Source organism: Rothia sp. 27098_8_161 (genome assembly GCF_041432905.1).
Taxonomy (GTDB): domain Bacteria; phylum Actinomycetota; class Actinomycetes; order Actinomycetales; family Micrococcaceae; genus Rothia.
Genome location: NZ_JAPWAL010000021.1, coordinates 1 through 18,575, shown reverse-complemented (window position 1 = coordinate 18,575; position 18,575 = coordinate 1). Strand labels below are relative to the sequence as shown.

The 18,575-nt window shown below is 57.7% G+C and carries 15 protein-coding genes and 1 pseudogene; 13 read left to right on the top strand and 3 right to left on the bottom strand.

Features of this window, described 5'->3' with window-relative positions; all coding sequences use genetic code 11:
• Positions 1-120: 120 nt before the first annotated feature.
• From O3648_RS07290 to secA, 10 genes are all read left to right on the top strand, one after another.
• Positions 121-1,368 (top strand): cysteine desulfurase family protein, encoded by a 1,248-nt coding sequence (locus tag O3648_RS07290; RefSeq protein WP_371569326.1) that lies wholly within the window; start codon positions 121-123, stop codon positions 1,366-1,368.
• Positions 1,369-1,558: 190 nt separating this feature from the next.
• Positions 1,559-2,782, top strand: coding sequence for a tRNA 2-thiouridine(34) synthase MnmA (gene mnmA / locus O3648_RS07285; protein ID WP_279742115.1), 1,224 nt, complete (start codon positions 1,559-1,561; stop codon positions 2,780-2,782).
• A 101-nt stretch (positions 2,783-2,883) separates the two neighbouring features.
• Positions 2,884-3,273, top strand: coding sequence for a chorismate mutase (locus O3648_RS07280; RefSeq protein WP_279742114.1), 390 nt, complete (start codon positions 2,884-2,886; stop codon positions 3,271-3,273).
• Between the two features lie 149 nt (positions 3,274-3,422).
• Positions 3,423-4,730 carry a methionine synthase gene (locus O3648_RS07275; protein ID WP_279742113.1) on the top strand — a complete coding sequence of 436 codons (1,308 nt, stop codon included), beginning with the start codon at positions 3,423-3,425 and terminating at the stop codon, positions 4,728-4,730.
• Between the two features lie 55 nt (positions 4,731-4,785).
• Entirely contained in the window at positions 4,786-5,487 is a 702-nt protein-coding gene (mtrA, locus tag O3648_RS07270; RefSeq protein WP_279755087.1) for an MtrAB system response regulator MtrA, read from the top strand.
• A gap of 34 nt (positions 5,488-5,521) precedes the next feature.
• Complete coding sequence (mtrB, locus tag O3648_RS07265; protein WP_371569322.1) at positions 5,522-7,273, top strand: MtrAB system histidine kinase MtrB; 1,752 nt, start codon at positions 5,522-5,524, stop codon at positions 7,271-7,273.
• A gap of 389 nt (positions 7,274-7,662) precedes the next feature.
• Positions 7,663-9,264, top strand: coding sequence for an LpqB family beta-propeller domain-containing protein (locus tag O3648_RS07260; RefSeq protein ID WP_371569321.1), 1,602 nt, complete (start codon positions 7,663-7,665; stop codon positions 9,262-9,264).
• Between the two features lie 36 nt (positions 9,265-9,300).
• A complete protein-coding gene (locus O3648_RS07255) occupies positions 9,301-10,272 on the top strand; it encodes a ComF family protein (protein WP_279742109.1) in 972 nt (323 codons plus the stop codon).
• A gap of 216 nt (positions 10,273-10,488) precedes the next feature.
• Positions 10,489-11,124 (top strand): ribosome hibernation-promoting factor, HPF/YfiA family, encoded by a 636-nt coding sequence (gene hpf / locus O3648_RS07250; protein ID WP_314078916.1) that lies wholly within the window; start codon positions 10,489-10,491, stop codon positions 11,122-11,124.
• 370 nt (positions 11,125-11,494) lie between these two features.
• A complete protein-coding gene (secA, locus tag O3648_RS07245; RefSeq protein WP_279742107.1) occupies positions 11,495-14,110 on the top strand; it encodes a preprotein translocase subunit SecA in 2,616 nt (871 codons plus the stop codon).
• Between the two features lie 116 nt (positions 14,111-14,226).
• Here the strand turns inward: secA and O3648_RS07240 are convergent, their stop codons facing one another.
• Together O3648_RS07240 and O3648_RS07235 are read right to left on the bottom strand one after the other, a co-directional pair.
• A complete protein-coding gene (locus O3648_RS07240; RefSeq protein WP_279742106.1) occupies positions 14,227-14,904 on the bottom strand; it encodes an Rv3235 family protein in 678 nt (225 codons plus the stop codon).
• Positions 14,905-14,987: 83 nt separating this feature from the next.
• On the bottom strand, positions 14,988-15,998 hold the full coding sequence (locus O3648_RS07235; protein ID WP_314078920.1) for a LysM peptidoglycan-binding domain-containing protein: 1,011 nt from the start codon (positions 15,996-15,998) through the stop codon (positions 14,988-14,990).
• A gap of 207 nt (positions 15,999-16,205) precedes the next feature.
• On the opposite strand from O3648_RS07235, the gene O3648_RS07230 reads away from it, so the two are divergent.
• On the top strand, positions 16,206-16,844 hold the full coding sequence (locus O3648_RS07230) for a histidine kinase (RefSeq protein ID WP_279789508.1): 639 nt from the start codon (positions 16,206-16,208) through the stop codon (positions 16,842-16,844).
• A 191-nt stretch (positions 16,845-17,035) separates the two neighbouring features.
• Here the strand turns inward: O3648_RS07230 and O3648_RS07225 are convergent, their stop codons facing one another.
• Positions 17,036-17,269, bottom strand: a complete 234-nt coding sequence (locus O3648_RS07225; RefSeq protein WP_005505378.1) for a helix-turn-helix domain-containing protein — start codon at positions 17,267-17,269, stop codon at positions 17,036-17,038.
• A gap of 304 nt (positions 17,270-17,573) precedes the next feature.
• On the opposite strand from O3648_RS07225, the gene O3648_RS07220 reads away from it, so the two are divergent.
• Positions 17,574-18,320, top strand: coding sequence for a flagella basal body P-ring formation protein FlgA (locus tag O3648_RS07220; protein WP_371569314.1), 747 nt, complete (start codon positions 17,574-17,576; stop codon positions 18,318-18,320).
• Positions 18,317-18,575 (top strand): annotated as a pseudogene (locus tag O3648_RS07215) (ATPase); the annotation flags it as partial. The gene O3648_RS07220 and the pseudogene O3648_RS07215, both read left to right, overlap by 4 nt.

The window sequence follows — 18,575 nt, the reverse complement described above, 5'->3', positions numbered from 1 at the left end:
AGCGTCCCGGGAGAGTAGCGCTCGCCGACCCTGCCGAGATGAACATGTCTAGAAGAGTGCGGATAGAGCGCGATAAAATAAGCAAGGCGAAAAACCGCCGACAACCCAGCAGGAGGAAGCATGAGCGCAGAAACCAACCCTCAGAACGGCCGGGTCTACCTCGACCATGCCGCCACCACCGACGTACTGCCCGCCGCCATCGACGCCATGGTCGAACAGATGCGCAACGGCGGCAACCCCTCCTCCCTACACGCCGTAGGACGCGACGCCCGCGCCACCGTCGAATACGCCCGCGAACGCATCGCCCGCGCCATCGGAGCCGACCCCGCCGAGGTTATTTTCACCTCAGGCGGCACCGAAGCGGACAACCTAGCCGTCAAGGGCATCTACTGGAAGCGCCGCGAAGAAGACCCGCAGCGCACCCGAATTCTCGTCTCCTCCATCGAGCACCACGCCGTGGAAGAAACCTGCGAATGGCTCGAAAAGGCAGAAGGCGCGCAGCTTGAATGGATCCCCGTAGACGAGCACGGTAGCGTCAACCCGCAGACCGTCCGCGAGCTCATCGAAAAGAACCCCGAAGACGTCGCACTCGTGACCGTCATGTGGGCGAACAATGAGGTCGGTACCGTAGAGCCCATCCCCGAGATCGCCGCTATCGCTGCCGAATACGGTATCCCCGTGCACTCGGACGCGGTACAGGCATTCGGCGCAATCCCCATTGACTTCCACGCCAGCAAGGTGGCGACCCTCGCAATCTCAGGCCATAAAATCGGTGGCCCCATGGGCATCGGCGCGCTCGTTGCAACCCGCGCCGTACAGATGACCCCCGTCCTACACGGAGGCGGCCAGGAACGCTCCGTGCGCTCCGGCACCATCGACGCACCCGCGATAACAGGTTTTGCAGAGGCCGCCGTACACTCGGTTCAGTACCTTGACAAAGAATCTGCCCGTATCGCCGCGCTACGCAACGAACTCATTGCGGCAATTAGCGCGCTCATCCCGCAGGCGCACCTGAGCGGAGAAAATCCGCTCACTGAAGAGTACCCCGGCCAGAAGCGACTGCCCGGTAACGCCCACTTCACCTTCGAAAACGCAGAAGGTGACACCCTGCTCTTCCTGCTGGACATGCAGGGCATCAGCAGCTCCACCGGCTCCGCCTGCAACGCCGGGGTGACCCGCCCCTCCCATGTGCTCATGGCAATGGGAATGGGCGAAGACACCGCCCGCAGCGCCCAGCGCTTCACCCTCGGTCATTCCACCACCGGAGCCGATATTGCGCGCCTCATCGCGGCACTACCCGCCGCCTACGAACAGGCGGCAAAGGCCGGGCTTTCCTCGCAGCTGCCGGACGCCTCCCGCTGGCACTAGAAAACCAGGAGAGAAGAGACCCAACTGCCCTCAGCCTGGAATCTCAGCGTTCGCTGAGGGCTGGCTGAGGGTGCACTGCCCAATATTCCGCCGAGCCCCTGCGTACAATGGGTAGCTACAGTACCGGAAAGTCCGCCCACACAAATACGGCGTACCTTTCTAAAGGCTCAACACAACAGAAGGATAGGCAGTGAAAATTCTTGCAGCTATGAGTGGCGGCGTTGACTCCGCAGTCGCCGCAGCTCGCGCCGTAGAAGCAGGACACGAAGTAGTCGGCGTTCACCTAGCCCTATCCCGCATGCCCGGCACCCTGCGCACCGGCTCCCGCGGCTGCTGCACTCTCGAAGACTCCATGGACGCCCGCCGCGTCTGCTCCCAGCTGGGCATCCCCTTCTTCGTCTGGGACTTCTCCGAACGCTTCAAGGAAGATGTCGTCGACGACTTCATCTCCGAATACGAAGCCGGACGAACCCCCAACCCCTGCATGCGTTGCAACGAAAAGATTAAGTTTGCCGCGCTACTCGAACGGGCCCTCGCACTCGGCTTCGACGCCGTGGTGACCGGACACTACGCCCGCGTCATCACCACCGAAGACGGCAACCGCGAACTTCACCGCGCCGCCGACTGGGCAAAAGACCAGTCCTACGTACTTGGTGTGCTCACCCACGAACAGCTTAAGCACGCCTGGTTCCCCCTTGCAGACACCCCCTCCAAGACACAGGTACGTGCGGAGGCGGCAGAGCGCGGCTTCTCCGTGGCGAAGAAGCCGGACTCCTACGACATCTGCTTTATCCCCGAAGGTGATACTCGCGCCTGGCTGGGCGACCACATCAAGATGCGCCCCGGCCTCATTAAGGACACCCACGGCGAGGTGCTCGGCGAGCACCCCGGCGCGCAGGCATACACCGTAGGTCAGCGCAAGGGCCTGGCACTGGGCCGCCCCGCCGCCGACGGCAAGCCCCGCTTCGTTCTGGAGGTGCGCCCCAAGGAAAACGAAGTTATCGTCGGCTCCCGTGAGTTGCTTGCCGTGCACGAAATCCGTGGTATCCGCGCCACCTGGGCGGGCGTACCCGTAGAGCAGGCGGCACGCTTCCTGGAACAGCCCCCGCAGGCTGGTACTCGCAGCGAAGAGTTCGAAGTGACCGCACAGGTGCGCGCGCACGCCGACCCGGTCCGTGCCAAGGCATACATGACCTGGGCATCCGACCCCGAAGCTGAAGAAGAAGATGTGTTGCGCCTGGAAACCGTAGTGCGCCTACTGGATCCGCTCTCCGGTGTGGCACCGGGACAGACCATGGTTCTCTACCAGGGCACCCGCGTACTGGGTCAGTCCACCATCGCCCGCGCTTACTCGCTGGACCGCGAAGACATTCAGGAAACCCTGTCTAGTGGCGCCTCTACCAACGCCAACTAGCCGCACAGAATAGCTGCACACCCCGCTATCCCCAGCTGTTGCCGCAATAACCTGCTTGAACACAACGCACAGAAGACCACAACCGAACTGAGGAGAGACCGATGACTGCCGAACACACTTCCTGCGAATTTGACCCCCACGCCACCTCCATGGGCGATGAAGTCGCGCCGGAGGTTTACGAGGAGCTCTTCGCCATGCGCCGCTCCATCGACAACTTCGATGCAGCGTTGGTGCACATCCTTGCGGAGCGTTTTCAGGCAACCAAGCGCGTGGGCGTCCTGAAGGCTGAGCACAACCTGCCCGCCGGTGACCCCGGCCGTGAAGAGGCACAGATTGCTCGCCTGCGTGCCATGGCGAAGGAATCCAGCCTGGACCCGGAATTCGCGGAGAAGTTCCTGAACTTCATCATCTCTGAGGTGATTCGCCACCACGTGCGCATCGCGAACGAGCATGCTGACCATGACAAAGAGACTGAAAAGTCTCAAAGCTAAGAGCCTGGAAGGCTATGACTTTCTGAAAGCTCAGCCTCTTCGAAAAGCCCTGCTCTCATCCGTGCTGAGCTTCCAGCGTGCTGAGCATCCAGCGGCAGAGCTTTGACCTGCCCGCACTTTTCCCTAACCGGTCTTAACCTCACCTGTTTATGCCCCCTCAATCTTCCTCCCGCCAGAATGCCCGTACCGAGCCGGTGCCAGAGCGCCTGCTACTGCCCGGTGAGTACCGTGCCCCCGAAGGAGACGAACTGACCGAGCAAGATCTTGCCGCACTCGCTACTGAGCGTCCGCTGGTGCGTGCTAGCGGTCGGGGCGATTTTCCCGGCAATGATTTGGCTGAGGCGATGTCCCGTGTAGAAGGCGAGCTGGGTTCCCCGCACTTGCCGTTCCTGCCGCATCTGCCGGCGCTGGGCTGGCGGACTACCCCGCTGGCACGCACCCTGGCGGTGTGCGAGGGACTTGCCTTTGACGGTGCCTCGTTTGGCTGGCGCATGGTGCATAGCGGCGGCAGGGGAGCGCGCGAGTCTGCCCTAGCGCAGGACCGTCTGCTCTCCGATATCAACCTTCTAGCTGACCGTGTGGGTGTGCAGAAGAAGAGGTTCACCTCCGGTGTTGAGGATTCCGCTGCGGTGTATAAGATTCAGCTGGTTGGTCCGCTGACCCTTGCAGCCAGCATCTACCTACCCGGCGGCGAGCGTGCCATCAGTGATGCAGGGGCGAGCCGTGACCTACTGGAATCGTTCCTGGAAGGACTGAAACGCTGGTCGGACTCTCTACGTGAGGCTCTGCAGGCTCCCCAAGCGCTGATTGCCGTGCAACTGGAGGAATCGGAGTTTCAGCGTCTGATGGAGGGCTCCATTCCTACCGTCAGTGGTTTCCGCTCCCTGCCGGTGTTGCAGCCTCATTACTATCAGCAGGTGTACCGTCGGGTGGCGGATCGTTTTGCTGAACTCAATCTGCAGCTCATCCTGGACGTGGATGGCACTGTGCTCAAACCGGTGCAGGAGCTGAAGCTTCTCACCCGGCCCCGTCCCGCCCTTGACACTTTGGCGCTGTTGAAAGCTATGCAGGTTGAGGGTGCTGCTCCTGGTGCTTTGCTGTTGCATCCTGACCGTGCCCGTTTGAAGGGGCCGGGCATGCTGCAGGTTCCGCCGCTAAGTGACCCTCGTTCCTGGGAACCTGTGGCGCAGCTTTTGGAGGCTCAGGCTCAGCTATGGCTGCCGGTGGTGACTTCTGTACGGGTTCCTGATCAGGTGCGCCGTCTGTACAGCCTGTGGCGTGAGGTTGGCCTTGAGCCGAAGCAGTTGAGTGCAGTGGGTTTAATGGCTGATGAGCGTCCGCAAACGGGTTCGGTGCCTTCTGCCTCCACTCCGGGTACGGTGAGTGTGCTGGACGCCACGGCTTCGCTGGCTCGGGTGGCAGAGTGTGCCCGTGCATTGTCTGAGTGCACGGTATGATTGGAGAATCAGATTTTTTATGTAAGCATTTACGATATTTCTTTAGAGAGGTACTGTGAGCGCAAGCGACACACACACCATTTTGGTGGTTGATGATGATGATGCTCTGGCGGAAATGATTGGCCTCGTGCTCGCACAAGAGGGCTTTAACGCTGTTTTCTGCGAAAATGGCGGCCGCGCTTTTGAAACTTTTATGCGCTCCACTCCTGATTTGGTGCTTTTGGATTTGATGCTTCCTGGCATGAATGGTATCGAAGTTTGCCAGCAAATTCGCCGCTCTTCTAATGTGCCGATTATTATGTTGACTGCTAAAAGCGACACAGAAGATGTTGTGAAAGGTCTTGAGGCTGGCGCTGATGATTACATTGCTAAGCCTTTTAAGCATGCTGAGCTTTTGGCGCGTATTCGTACTCGTCTGCGTCCGCGTGAGAGCCGCCAGCTGGTCGTGTCCATTGGCGATATTGCCATGGATATGGACGGTCGCACCGTCAAGTACCACAGCGCCGAGGTTCCCATGACTCCTCTGGAGTTTGACCTGTTGGCTGCGCTGGTGCGTCACCCCGGCCAGGCGTTGAGCCGCCAGGAGCTGTTGGAAATGGTTTGGGGCTACACTGATGTGAGCGATTCTCTGGTAAACGTGCATGTCCAGCGTCTGCGCGCTAAGTTCGATGAGTTGGGTGCGGCGCGTTTTATTCAGACTGTTCGCGGTGTTGGGTACAAGATTCCGGCCGAGCTAGTAGGATCTTCCGGCAGCTAAGCGGAAGCTATTCATAGGCGAAGAGATAACCTGATTGTCTGTTGCGAAGTCGAGCCATGAGCACCGCGCTTTGACGGCGGAGGCGGTCGCCTCCGCCTCTTCGCGTACCCGCTCATCTAAGCCGCGTAAGGTGCAGAAGCAGGGCAAGAGGCTACCTCAGCGCGTTCAGCGTCTGTGGAAAGAATCCCTGCAGTTCCGTGCTCTTGGCACTGCGGGCATCATGATGTTCCTGAGCTTCTTGATGGTGGGTTGGTCCTTGTCCAACCAGATTGCGACGAGTCTTTTTGAGAATCAGAAGACTCAGGCGCTGGAAGAATCGACAAGCGGTTTTCGCAACGTTCAGAGTGTGCTGGACTCCTCTGAAGCTCGTAGTGATAGCGAAATTCGCCGTAACGTGAGCCGTACCCTGACCATTCTTGACGCGGGCGGTTCGGGTAAGCGCAATTGGATTCTTGTGTCTTTGGAAGGTCAAGGTAAACAGGGTTTTATTCCTGAGCAGAGTAGTAATAATTCTTTGAATTCTTCGAGCATTCCGAATGATTTTAAAGAAACTGTTCGTGATAAGAACGGTGTTTTTTGGCAGACGTCTACGGTGACTACTATTGAAAATAACCGTGAGCGTACCTATCCAGTGCTTATTGTTGGTACCCATATTTCTATTGCCCAGAACCCTAATTACGGTTTGTTCCTTGTGTACGACATGACAGATTCTTCCGCCACGATTGCGCATATTAACTTTGTTCTTTTTGGTGGTTTCTGTGCACTGCTTGCTGTGGTGCTTTCTGTAGTGTGGATTGTGACTCGTTTGGTGGTCCACCCGATTACTCAGACCGCTATTACCGCTGAAAAGCTGGCTGCCGGTAACCTGGATCAGCGTGTATCTGTGCATGGTGAGCATCAGGCGGCGCGTCTGGGTTATTCCTTCAACCTGATGGCTGACTCGCTGCAGGAGAAGATTGTTCAGCTGGAGCGCCTGTCGACTCTGCAGCAGCGATTCGTTTCTGACGTTTCGCACGAACTGTGTACCCCGCTGGCAACGGTGCGTTTGGGCACCGAGCTTTTGTACGACTCGCGTGAGGATATGGAGCGGCCGCTGAGCCGCACTGTGGAGCTTCTGCGCGATCAGGTGGATCGTTTCCAGTCGATGCTTACTGACCTGCTGGAAATTTCTCGCTTCGATGCCGGTAACGCAATGCTGACCATCGATACTGAAGACTTCATATGGGTGCTGTCAAATATTCTGCAGGAGGCTCTGCCGCACCTGGAGCGTACAAATACGAAGCTGAACGTGCATACGAGCTATGAGAGCATCATGGTGGATATGGACCGTGTGCGTATTGAGCGTGTGCTCCGTAACCTGCTGTATAACGCGATTGAGCACGGCGAATCCCGACCGATTGATGTGTATGTGGGCGCGAACGCCACGAACCTGGGCGTTGCGGTGCGTGACCACGGTATCGGTCTGTCTGAGGATGAAGCCGTTCAGGTGTTCAACCGTTTCTGGCGTGCTGATACTTCGCGTAAGCGCACCCTGGGCGGTACAGGTCTGGGCTTGTCGATTGCTGCCGAGGATGTGCGTCTGCACGGCGGCACGATTGAGGCATGGGGCGAGAAGGGCCGCGGCGCCTGTTTCACGGTGAACCTGCCGTTGGTGCACGGTGCACCTTTGGGCGAGTCGCCGGTTCTTGTAACTGGTGAGCCTGAAGCAAGCGCACATCGTGTGGCGACTGCGAAGGATACGCTGCCGGCTATTTCTCCTCGTGTGAATGTGGAGGATGATGCTTAGCGACTCACATCGACAGGCATTATGGACAGTATTAGCGGCAGAGTTTGAAACTGGTGGGAAGCTCCACGAACGAGTGTGGGTTTTCCTGCCGGGTATAAGGGTTTTCGATTCTGTCCAGGTTAGGGTGCTGATGCTAACTAATGAGCATTTGCGCTTATCCTTGCGTATTTGCACCGGCAAACCAGTACAATCAAGGCAGATATATTTTCACTCCGTTGCGATGGCCTACAACGTTAGATGGAGTGGATTCTTATCAAGGTTCGTAGAGGAAGGTTAAGACCTCCATGTCTCACAGGGCTATTGTTTCTCGACGCGCCGCGCTGTCTTTGGGGGTGGTGTCCTTGGCGACGCTCGTGAGCTCTTGCGCGGGTCTTCCCTCAAACAATCGAGTGACTCAGCATAGCAACGGCCTGGATGTGAAGAGCGTTAACACTTCTCCGGCTCGTGCTCCCAGTCCGCTGGCTGGTGCGACTCCAGAGGCGATTATTGAGGGTTTTGTGCGTGCCGGTGTGGATAGCATCGAGAACTATGCAGTGGCGCGCCAGTATTTGAGCTCTTCTTTTGCGGGCCGTTGGAACCCGATTGGTGCCACCCGCGTGTACCGTAATACGGTGCAGGCGCGTAGTGACGATAGCGGCAATGCTGAGGGTACGTATCATATGCGTTTCCAGCAGACTGCTACGGTGAGCAGTCAGGGTATTACGAGCACCTTCCCCGAGGCTCAGATTGAGACCCATGATTTCAAGATGGTCATGGAGGACAAGCAGTGGCGTATTAGCTCCTGCCCGGACGGTCTGTGGCTGGACGGTACCGAGTTTGAGCGCGTGTTTAGCCCGTGCCGCCTGTACTTCTATGACCGTGCGTTCCGTTATGCTGTGCCGGATATCCGTTGGTTCCCGCATACGGACCGCTATTTTGAGTTACTGGTGCGTACCCTGATGGCTGGCCCTGCGTCTTATTTAAAGGATGTTGCGTTCTCCGCGTTGAACGAGTCTATGCGCCTTGAAGCTGTGAGCATGAGCGATAACCAGGATATGCTGGTTCGCCTCTCCGGTGAACACTTAGACGATAACCGTTTGGCGCGTGTGCGTGAGCAGATTGTGCACGGTCTGACGAACTTTTCAGGTCTGGGTAAGACCGACGTGTTCTATAACGGCGCCCAGATTTCTGACTCTGATCCGAGCGGATTCTCTGCGGTGAAGCTGAATCCGGGTGTTCCCGCCCGCACTGTCGCTATTAATTCGAACGGCCAGATGGTGGCGCGCGATGACTATATGAGCAATACGGGCGAACAGTTGCTTCTGAGTGGTGTGAGCCAGTTGAGTTCCCCAGCGATGGGCTACTCTGCGGATGTTTACGCCTGCTTGGCGAACGATGCCGCGAGCCTGTACACGGTGTATCAGGGCAGTGTCCGCAGTGTGTGGCAGAGTACCGCTCTGACTGCTCCCAGTTTTGATGCGTATGGCTGGGTGTGGGTTGCCGATGGTGAGGGTGTTGTTCGTGCCTTCAAACCGGGTTCTGAGGATGCAACCGAGCGTGAGCGCGGTGTCGATATTGGTCTGTCCTGGCAGCGTAATTTGATCTTTACGAGCGTGAACGTTTCGCATGATGGTGCCCGCATGGCGATTGTGGCCTCTACTGAGGGTGCGTCAGCTGTGATTATTTCCGGTATTGTGCGTGATGATGCCGGTAAGCCTCTGCGCCTGACGGAGATAGTGCGTCTGAGTTCTTCTGTGACTCCGCGTAATGCCCGTTGGGCTGGCGACCAGAGCGTAGTGGTGGTGAACGTGAAGAATGGTGAGTCTGAGGTGATTTCCCTCAGTGGTGAAGAGACGAAGCTGGACCGTTTGGATGGTGTAATGACCATTTCGACAGCGGATAATACGTCGAATATTATTGCTCACCGTTCTGACGGTTCATGCTACCTGATGGAGGAGCGCGGCTGGATCCGTCTGGACACGACTCTGCATGAGATTAGTTACGCCGGTTAGCCGTGGGCAGGCGCGAGCGAGGAAAGGGTGCTCTCGGTGACTTCAGAACAGCGTGGTTTGAACGATTCCTCCAGCGTGCCCTCAAACAATGCGCGCTCTAGCAACGTGCCCTTGAACGAGCCTTTGACCCGCCTTGCCGGGGCTTTCAAGAATGCCAGCGGGGCTTTGGGCGAGGTATTGATGCCGCGTACCTGCCCGTGCTGTGCGGTGCCGGTCCTCTACGGTGTCGGCTCGCCGCTGTGTGAACAATGCTTGCCGCAGCTACGTTCGGCGTTGGCGCATGTGGAACGTGTGCAGGTTCTGCAACCTCTTGAAGGCGCGGTTGCTCCTGAGGTGCGTGCGGCGTCCCGTTACGTGGGCATTATGCCGCGTGCCCTGTTGGCGTTGAAGAACGCTGGTCGCACTGATTTGTTGCCACTGTTAGGCGAGGGGCTGGCGCGTAGCGTGTATGAGCTTCTTCGGGCGCATCGGGTTGAGCTTCAGAGCGCACCGGCGTCTTCTATCTCTCCTGTAGATGCTTCTGCAGCACCGGTTGAGGTGCTGCTGATTCCGGCACCGTCTTCGGCGCAGAGTGTGCGCCACCGCGGGTATGCGCCGGCGAATCTTTTGGTGCAGGAGGCGGCGCGTCAGCTCAATCAGCGTCTGCCCGACTCGGTGCGGGTGCGGGTTGTGGACGTCATTGGTTACGCGCCTCGTAATCGGCAGGGGAGCGGCGCCTCCTTATCTTCACGTGTGGGGTCTTCTCACATAGTGTCTTCTCTTCTGAGTGCTTCTGAGGCAAAGAACGAGCAGAAGACCCTGGGCGCTGTGGGCCGTGCCGAGCGGATGCACGGTGCTTTACGCGTCATGGAGCCTGCCCTGTGTTCGGGGCAGCTCAGTGTTATTTGTGATGACGTGGTAACCACCGGAGCGACCGCCTCTGAGATGGTGCGCGTGCTACAGGAATCAGGTTCGCGGGTGCTGGGTGTGTGTGCGGTTGCTGCGGTACCGAAAAGAATGCTGACATAGCGTTTCTTGTAATTAGTTGCAAGAGATACACGATTTTTAGCTCTTAAAGTTCGCAGACGGACGAGTAACTATTATTTGGGCTAAATATTTGTCACATACAGTGATATACGGCATGTTTCGTACTAAAATGTGTGTAAGGGAACGGCACCGGAGTCGAATCCCCCGTACCGGGTCCAACCGGACGCGGTATAAGCCCCCAACCTGGAGGGAATGATCGTGGAAGTCAACATCTACGGCCGCAATATCAAGGTCACCGAACGCCTGGAAGAATACGTGAGCGACAAGGTTCAGAAGTTCGCTCAGCTCGGCGATAACGTGAAGGACATTGACGTCAAGTTCAGCAAGGACGGTCATCTGGGTGGCGAGTCCATCCGCGTTGAGATTACCGTCGTTGGTACCGGTCCTGTCCTCCGTTCCGAAGCCCAGGGTAACGATAAGTTCGCGGTCTTCGATGAAACCTACGGCAAGCTCCTGGAGCGTCTGCGCCGTGCACGTGACCGCCGCAAGCTGCACAAGCGCGGTGGCAAGCACCCCGTATCCGTGGCGGACGCTACCGGCTCGATTCCCGTGGTTACCGAAGCAATTACCGAGATTCTGTTGCCGGATATTCCGGTGGAAGAAGCAGCATTCGATAATAGTGAGGTGACCCTCGCCGATGAGGCAGCATCTCCCATTGAGATTCGCCACAAGAGCTTCAAGGGCGAGCGTCTGACTCCCGCAGAAGCTGTTGACCGTATGGAATTGGTCGGCCATGACTTCTACCTGTACATTGACAGCGAGACCGGGGCACCGGCTGCGGCATACCGTCGTAAGGGCTGGAGCTACGGCATCATTACTCTGGACGACGAGTAAAATCCAAGGTACCTGCTAACTGCTGAGGCGGCATGCCCAGTGAGCAGGCTAAAGACCCGGGCGGTCTGGAAACACGCACTGTGAATCTTCAGGCTCCCGGGTTTTTCTCTGCCTTCTACAGCTGAGGTTCTCAGCTCGGATTCTCAGTACGGGGTTGCGCCCGACCCCGGAACCCGGTGCTCCCTCCACCTCAGCAGAGGATGAATGACGCGCAACGTCACAAAATGTTACCTCTGGGCGTACAGCGTAAAAAATAGCTCGGACGGGTGAATTAGGCGGCTCTGCCATACAATATGTAGGAAGGCCTCACCGCGCGCACTTTTGCGCGCCCTTGGTGAGGGTACCGAAACAAGCAAGGAGTAGAAGCTCAGTGGCATCTTTCTTGGAGAAAATCCTCCGAACCGGCGATAAGAGGGTTCTGCGACAGCTCGAAGCGTACACTAAGGCGGTGAACTCGCTCGAGGACAGCTTCGCATCTATGACCGATGAGGAACTGCGAGCGGAAACTGACAAGTTCCGCGAGCGCGTCAACGACGGCGAATCCCTCGACATTATGCTGCCGGAGGCCTTTGCGGTAGTCCGTGAAGCATCCAAGCGCACCCTGGGCAAGCGCCACTACGACGTTCAGCTCATGGGTGGTGCAGCGCTGCACCTGGGTAACATTGCCGAAATGAAGACCGGTGAGGGTAAGACCCTCGTCGCGACCCTGCCCGCGTACCTGAATGCGCTGAGCGGCAAGGGCGTTCACATTGTGACTGTTAACGACTACCTGGCTGAGTACCAGGCGAACCTCATGGGTCGTGTGTTCCGCTTCCTCGGCATGGAGTGTGGCGTTATTCTCTCCTCCATGGAACCTGATGAGCGTCGTAAGCAGTACGCCGCAGACATTACCTACGGTACGAATAACGAGTTTGGCTTCGACTACCTGCGTGACAACATGGCATGGACCGTGGAGGAGCAGGTTCAGCGCGGTCACAACTTCGCCATTATCGATGAGGTGGACTCCATCCTGATCGATGAGGCGCGTACCCCTCTGATCATTTCCGGCCCCGCAGCCGGTGAGGCGAACCGCTGGTACGCAGAGTTCGCGCGTATTGCCGCAACCCTGCTCAAGCGCGGTGAAGACTACGAAGTAGATGAGAAGAAGCGCACCGTCGGTATCCTTGAACCCGGTATTGACAAGGTGGAAGACCACCTGGGTGTGAAGAATCTCTACGAATCCAAGAACACCCCGCTTATTGGCTTCCTGAACAACTCCATCAAGGCGAAGGAGCTGTTCACCAACAACAAGGACTACGTGGTCATTGACGGTGAAGTCCTGATTGTTGACGAGCACACCGGTCGTATTCTGCCGGGCCGCCGCTACAACGACGGCATCCACCAGGCGATTGAGGCGAAGGAAGGCGTCGAAATCAAGCCTGAGAACCAGACCATGGCGACTGTGACCCTGCAGAACTACTTCCGCATGTACGACAAGCTGTCCGGTATGACCGGTACCGCGGAAACCGAAGCGGCAGAGTTCATGAACACCTACGAGCTCGGCGTGGTGCCCATCCCCACCAACAAGGGTGTGCAGCGCATCGACAACCCCGATAAGGTGTACCGCGACGAAATCGCCAAGTTCAAGGCGGTCGTCAAGGACATTAAGGAACGCCACGAAAAGGGCCAGCCGATTCTGGTCGGTACCGCAAGCGTGGAGAACTCCGAATACCTGTCCCGCCAGCTGGCGAAGGCAGGCGTGCGCCACGAGGTGCTAAATGCAAAGAACAACGAGCGTGAGGCAGCTATTGTTGCGCAGGCGGGCCGTAAGGGCGCCGTCACCGTGGCAACCAACATGGCTGGTCGTGGTACCGACATTATGCTCGGCGGTAACCCCGAATTTGAGGCCGTCGAGAAGATGCGTGAGCTCGGCCTGGACCCGAACACCAACTCCGAGGCGTACGAGGCACGCTGGCCCGAGGTTCTGAAGGCCTGCGAAGACGCCGCAGCAGAAGAGCATAAGGAAGTCACCGAGCTCGGTGGCCTGTACGTGCTCGGTACTGAGCGTCACGAGTCCCGCCGTATCGACAACCAGCTGCGCGGTCGTTCCGGCCGTCAGGGTGACCCGGGGGAGTCCCGCTTCTACCTGTCGTTGACCGACGAACTGATGCGCCTGTTCAACACCGGCATGGCAACCCGCCTCATGTCGGCAGCCCCCGAGGACTCCGCACTGGACTCCAAGATCGTTAGCCGCGCTATCGCTACCGCGCAGGCAAACGTTGAGGGCCGTAACGCTGAGCAGCGTAAGAACGTGCTCAAGTATGACGATGTGCTCAACCGCCAGCGCGAAGCAATCTACAAGGACCGCGGCCGCATCCTGCACGGTGACGACCTGAAGGGCCAGATCTCCGGTTTCGTGGACGAAGTGCTGACCACCATCATTGACGCCCGTGTCTCTGAAGGTCACGCCGAGGATTGGGACTTCGACGAACTCTGGGATGCACTCAAGCAGGTGTACCCCATCTCCATCACCGTGGACGACTTAGCAGAGGACGCTGGAGACCGCACCAAGATTACTCGCGACCAGATCGTGAAGGAAGTTTTGGCGGACGCACACCTCATCTACGATGAGCGTGAAAAGAGCATCGGCGAAGAGAGCATGCGTGAAATTGAACGCCGCGTCATGCTGTCCGTCATTGGTGAGCGCTGGCCCGAGCACCTGTACGAGATGGAATACCTCAAGGAAGGTATCGGCCTGCGTGCAATGGCTCAGCGTGACCCGCTGGTCGAGTACCAGCGTGAAGGCTACGACATGTACCAGTTGATGCTCGGCGCGGTCCGTGAAGAGACCGTAACCTACCTGTTTAACCTGGACCTGTCCAAGCAGCGTACTCAGGCTTCTGCCGTACGTCTGGCTGAACCTTCGCGCCCGAAGTTCCTGCAGTACTCCGCCCCCGATGAGGACGGCCACGAGCAGGTTCACGTTGAGCGCACCAAGGAGAGCTAGCCTCGGCGTAAACTCGAAAACGCTATAGACGCAACAGAGAGGGTGCGAATCCAATACCGGATTTGCACCCTCTCTGCGTGTCTCTGCATGTCTGTGCGTGTTGTGTACGGGATACCTTAGTCTTCGTCCGTTCGGCTCTGAGGCTGCTCAATCGCGGTAATCAGCCACATACCGTGAATCAGGCGCATCTGCATGGTCACCACGCGAACCTTATCCGCACAACGCAGTAGCGCCACCACTTCGTAGAGCTCCTCGTGCACCTTCTGCGCTCGTACCCGCAACAGAACCGGCGGAAGAGTCAACAGCATCTCCTTGCGCACCTGGCGCGGATTTTTGGGGAAAAATGGTAGCAGACGGTGGAAACAATCCGCTGACACCCACTGCGCCAGCTGCTGACGTGAACGACGAGCCGACATGATCTCCAGATAAGCAATTGCCACACCCGCGCAACGACCCTCCAGCTGGCGAGTCAACGTATCCGCAGGGCGCAATGGACGGCCCCTCAACGCAGTCGGCGGGTGCTGCGCCGAATGCTGCTCATAACGCGGCAGCGGCAATAGTGAATAGACCGACGAGTTGTTCCTACTCTGCACCAGTGCCATCGTGCCCTGCCCTTGCTCCGGTAGCGGAGCGACCTGCGAGGCAGGCACAGGCTGAGCCACCGGGTGGGAGGTACGTGCCGCCTGACGCTTTGAATACGGGCGGACGGGCTGATCGTTACGGGAGGCAGGCAATGCAGACTGAGCATGCGGCGGCGTCCACGGGGCGCGGGGGAGAAGGTTGGCGAAGCTCATGACGGCTCCTTTCAAGGCAGGGAATGTGAGGTGGGTTGAGCGAATGAGATTGAGTGTTTGAAAAGCTATCGGGTGAGAAAAGGCTAATGAACGGGTTGTTCGGGAATCTGCAGAACCTGCCCTGCGTAGAGCAGTTCGGCGTTCTGGCCCAGAGCGTCCTTATTCACCTCGTAAATATCGAGAGTGTAGTTGTAAATGGTGGAGGCGTCGGTGCCTTCCCCCAGTTGCTCAGCGGCAATAGACCAGAGGGTATCGCCTGTCTGGACCGTGTAGGAGTAGGTGCCCGCCTCAGCGCGGAGAGGAGAGAAGAACGGGCTGCGATCCTGCAGTGAGCCTGCCACTTCCGTGGGGTGAGGAGCCAACGGAATATCGGGAATCTTAGCAGAGAGGGCCAGGGGAGCGGAGGGCGCTTCCGGGGTGGTGCTGTCCATGGTGGTACTGGCGGGATCCGCATCTGAGACGGTGGCTGGGCTGGTCTCTGCCGCCGCGGTGCTCGTTGATGCTACGGCACCCATTGAATCTGTGGTCATGACTGCCGAAATAGTTGTCTGAGACAGTCCATCCGTGCCGTTTGCTCCGGCGTTGCTGGGCGTAACTACCGTAGCCTGAGCGGGAGCCAAGACCGCCCCCACTCCAAGAGCCGTGCCACCGAGCGTCAGAACGATGCGGCGCATAAAGCGCGGACGGAAAAACGCCGGAACCTTCAGAACTGCGCGGTCAGCGTTGTGGCTCGAAACGCGCAAAGACCAAGCGTAGAAGAGCGCGTAGATAAAACTGATGAACCACCAGGCGGTAATGAGGATTGCCGCCGCGCCAGCGCAGAGCAACGAAGCGTCAGCAAGAGGGTGCGCCGAAGGGATGCGGTGCAGGTTCACGCTCAACGCGCCCAAGACCGCTGCCGAAAGCAGGGGAGGGGTGATGAAGAGTAGTGCGTCCTGGTAGTTTGCCTTAGCACTGGACTCGGTTGCAGAGTCTGCTGCGGCGGCTACCTCTGCACTGACAGTACGAGGCGCGGCTGCAGAGCGTGAAGCGACGGTGACAGGGCGTAAAGCGAAGGCTGCGGGGGCTGAGTCTGGAGTGGGAAGATGGTCCACAGTGACCTCCAAATGATGTATTTGATAGCTTTTGATGTTGCTTCATTTATACAGGAGGGTGCGCAAAAAATAAAGCAAAACGCATTAAAATGTATGAAAAATATATAATTTGATGGAATTTGCTTCAAAAATCAGGCTTGAGAATCATCATCTGACCAGAAAATGCTCCGGTTCGTATCTGCACCCCTCCTCGGGTAGGGTCATAGTATGAGCATGGAAAAGTTCCTACGAGACATTGAGGCGCGCCTCGCCTCCGAACGCGCCTGGGATATGGAACAGGACGCCCGCCAAGTCGCCCGTGTCCACTATTCAACTATCACCCTCGACGACCGCCTCCTCGCACAGGTTGGTGGCCCCATCCGCATCTGCGCCACCGACATGCAAACCTATGAAGGTAAGCTCGAAATGGTCGGCGAAGAATGGGTCAGCATCGATGCGCGCGGCGAAAACATTATCATCCCCCTGCGTGGAATGCTCTGGTGGGAAGGTGGCATCGCTCCTGGACGTGCTGATGTTCGCCCCGAACGCTACCGCATGAAAATCCAGCTCGCCCTCCGCTCCCTCGCAATGGCGCGTGAGCCCGTCCGCCTCTCCCTTGAAGGTGGCACCGTCAGCTACGATGGTGTGATTGAGCGAGTCGGCGCCGACTTCCTGGAATTGCGCCTACTCAACGGTGGCCAGTACCCGCGCATCTATGAACGCGACCAGTACTCGCGTGCAGCCTATGGCGTGCAGGGTGGTTACGGTCAGGGTGCCTCGGGGTACTCCCGTGCACCTCGCGGTGCTGGCGTGCGTACCATTCCGCTGGCTCGTATTAGCGCAGTCATTGCCCGTATCTCACGCTAAAAGCATAGGGTAAATAGTGGACAGTGCAATTCGTGGGAACTCCCGTAAAAACGCCTCGAGAAGTATAAATGCCCTTATAGAAGCAACAGTACACACAAAAAGGTCCGCCCCTCTCCATTGAAATCTCAACGAAAGGAGCGGACCTTTCTAAAACACTCAAGCATTACGCCCGCGAGGTGCATATCGAAATGCTAATCAACCTTAGCCTTAGCAGTGAGCTTGCCGGAAGCAATCGCCTCCAGAGTCTGCTCGTGGCGCTCGGTAATGTACTCTTCAAAGCGAGAGCGTTCAATACGCCACTGGTTACGTCCACCAATCTGAATGGCGGGAAGTTCGCCGCTGCGCACTAGAGCACGCACCTGCGAAAGCGAAACCTGCAGTTCCTCGGCAACGTCGCTCAGAGTGAGGAAACGAGGTGCAGTCATCAAATTATTCCTTTCCGTGAGTGAAATCCTGGGTCCCTTAGCCAACGTTAGTGGCCTTTTCTATAGAGTCCGTACTGAACATCTATTGAGTACTTTCAGTATATGTCATCACCGTGAAATTTGCTCGCAAAAAGCCTTATATGAGCTGAAAAGTTATCTAATTACCCATTCAAAAGGGGCAAGACTCAAAAATATTTCATAAACGCGACTCTTGAGAGAGAGTACTAAATGAAATATACTGTTAGGGTTAGTGTCAGAACCAGACAAAGCGCTATCGAAAGCACACCAATCGCTCATCGATCAGTTGAACAACACCGGAATCACCGCCGGCTTCCGCACCGAAAGGCACAACCACATCATGCGCATACGACAGAACGCGACGAAGCGTTCCACCCTCACCGAAACCCATACCAAGCGCCTCAAAAAGCCCACCGTCAAAGACTGGCGATTCATCCTCGGTGTACTTCTTGTGCTCGTCTCCATCACCGGTGTGCAGCTCTATGTGCAAGCCAACAACAGCAAAACTGAGTACTACACGGCTAAAAGCGAAATCCGCCTCGGCGAGAAGATCACCGAAGATAAACTCGCCCGAGTCGAAGCGAGCATCGACTCCGCCAAGGACAAGTACTTCACCAGCGCCGAAGCCGCACAGATAAACGGTAAAATCGCCACCCAACGCATCCCCGCTGGCAACTTTATCAGCAAAGAATCTGTAGGTACCGAAACCTCCCCGGGACGCCGCCTTGCCACCGTCAGCGTTGACCGCACCGCCGCCTCCGCATTGAAGGCAGGTGAGCGTGTGGATGTGTGGACCTCCGGCCCGCGTAACCCCGACACTAAGAGCGATAACCGCAACGAAAATGGTGCCCGCGCCATCGTCATCAACGCCGAAATCGTTGCTGTAACGGTTGATGAAGGCGTGCTCGGCGCCAACGGCAAGGCAACCGTGCAGCTGTGGGTCAAGGAAGAAGCCCTCGCCGCCCTCGTCAAGGAAAGCAATAGCGATTCCAAGATCAGCCTCATCCCCGGCACCTACGGGGAGGGTCAGTGAACATCCCCGTTATCCTCTACGGCGATGACGGCTCGCTCCTGAACCGCATCGAATCCCAGCGCGGCCGCGTCTCCGTGGCCCGCACCGTGCAGGACTTCAGCGAAGCCGTCGGCATGGCGCACACAGGCATCGCCCGTGTACTGCTTTGCGCCCACGTGCCTGCCGAAATGAGCGCCTCCACCGTAGACGCGCTCGCCGCTTCTGAAGTGCTCCTGGCGGTTATTGCCCCGGATAACTTGCCGCTGTCTACGCAGG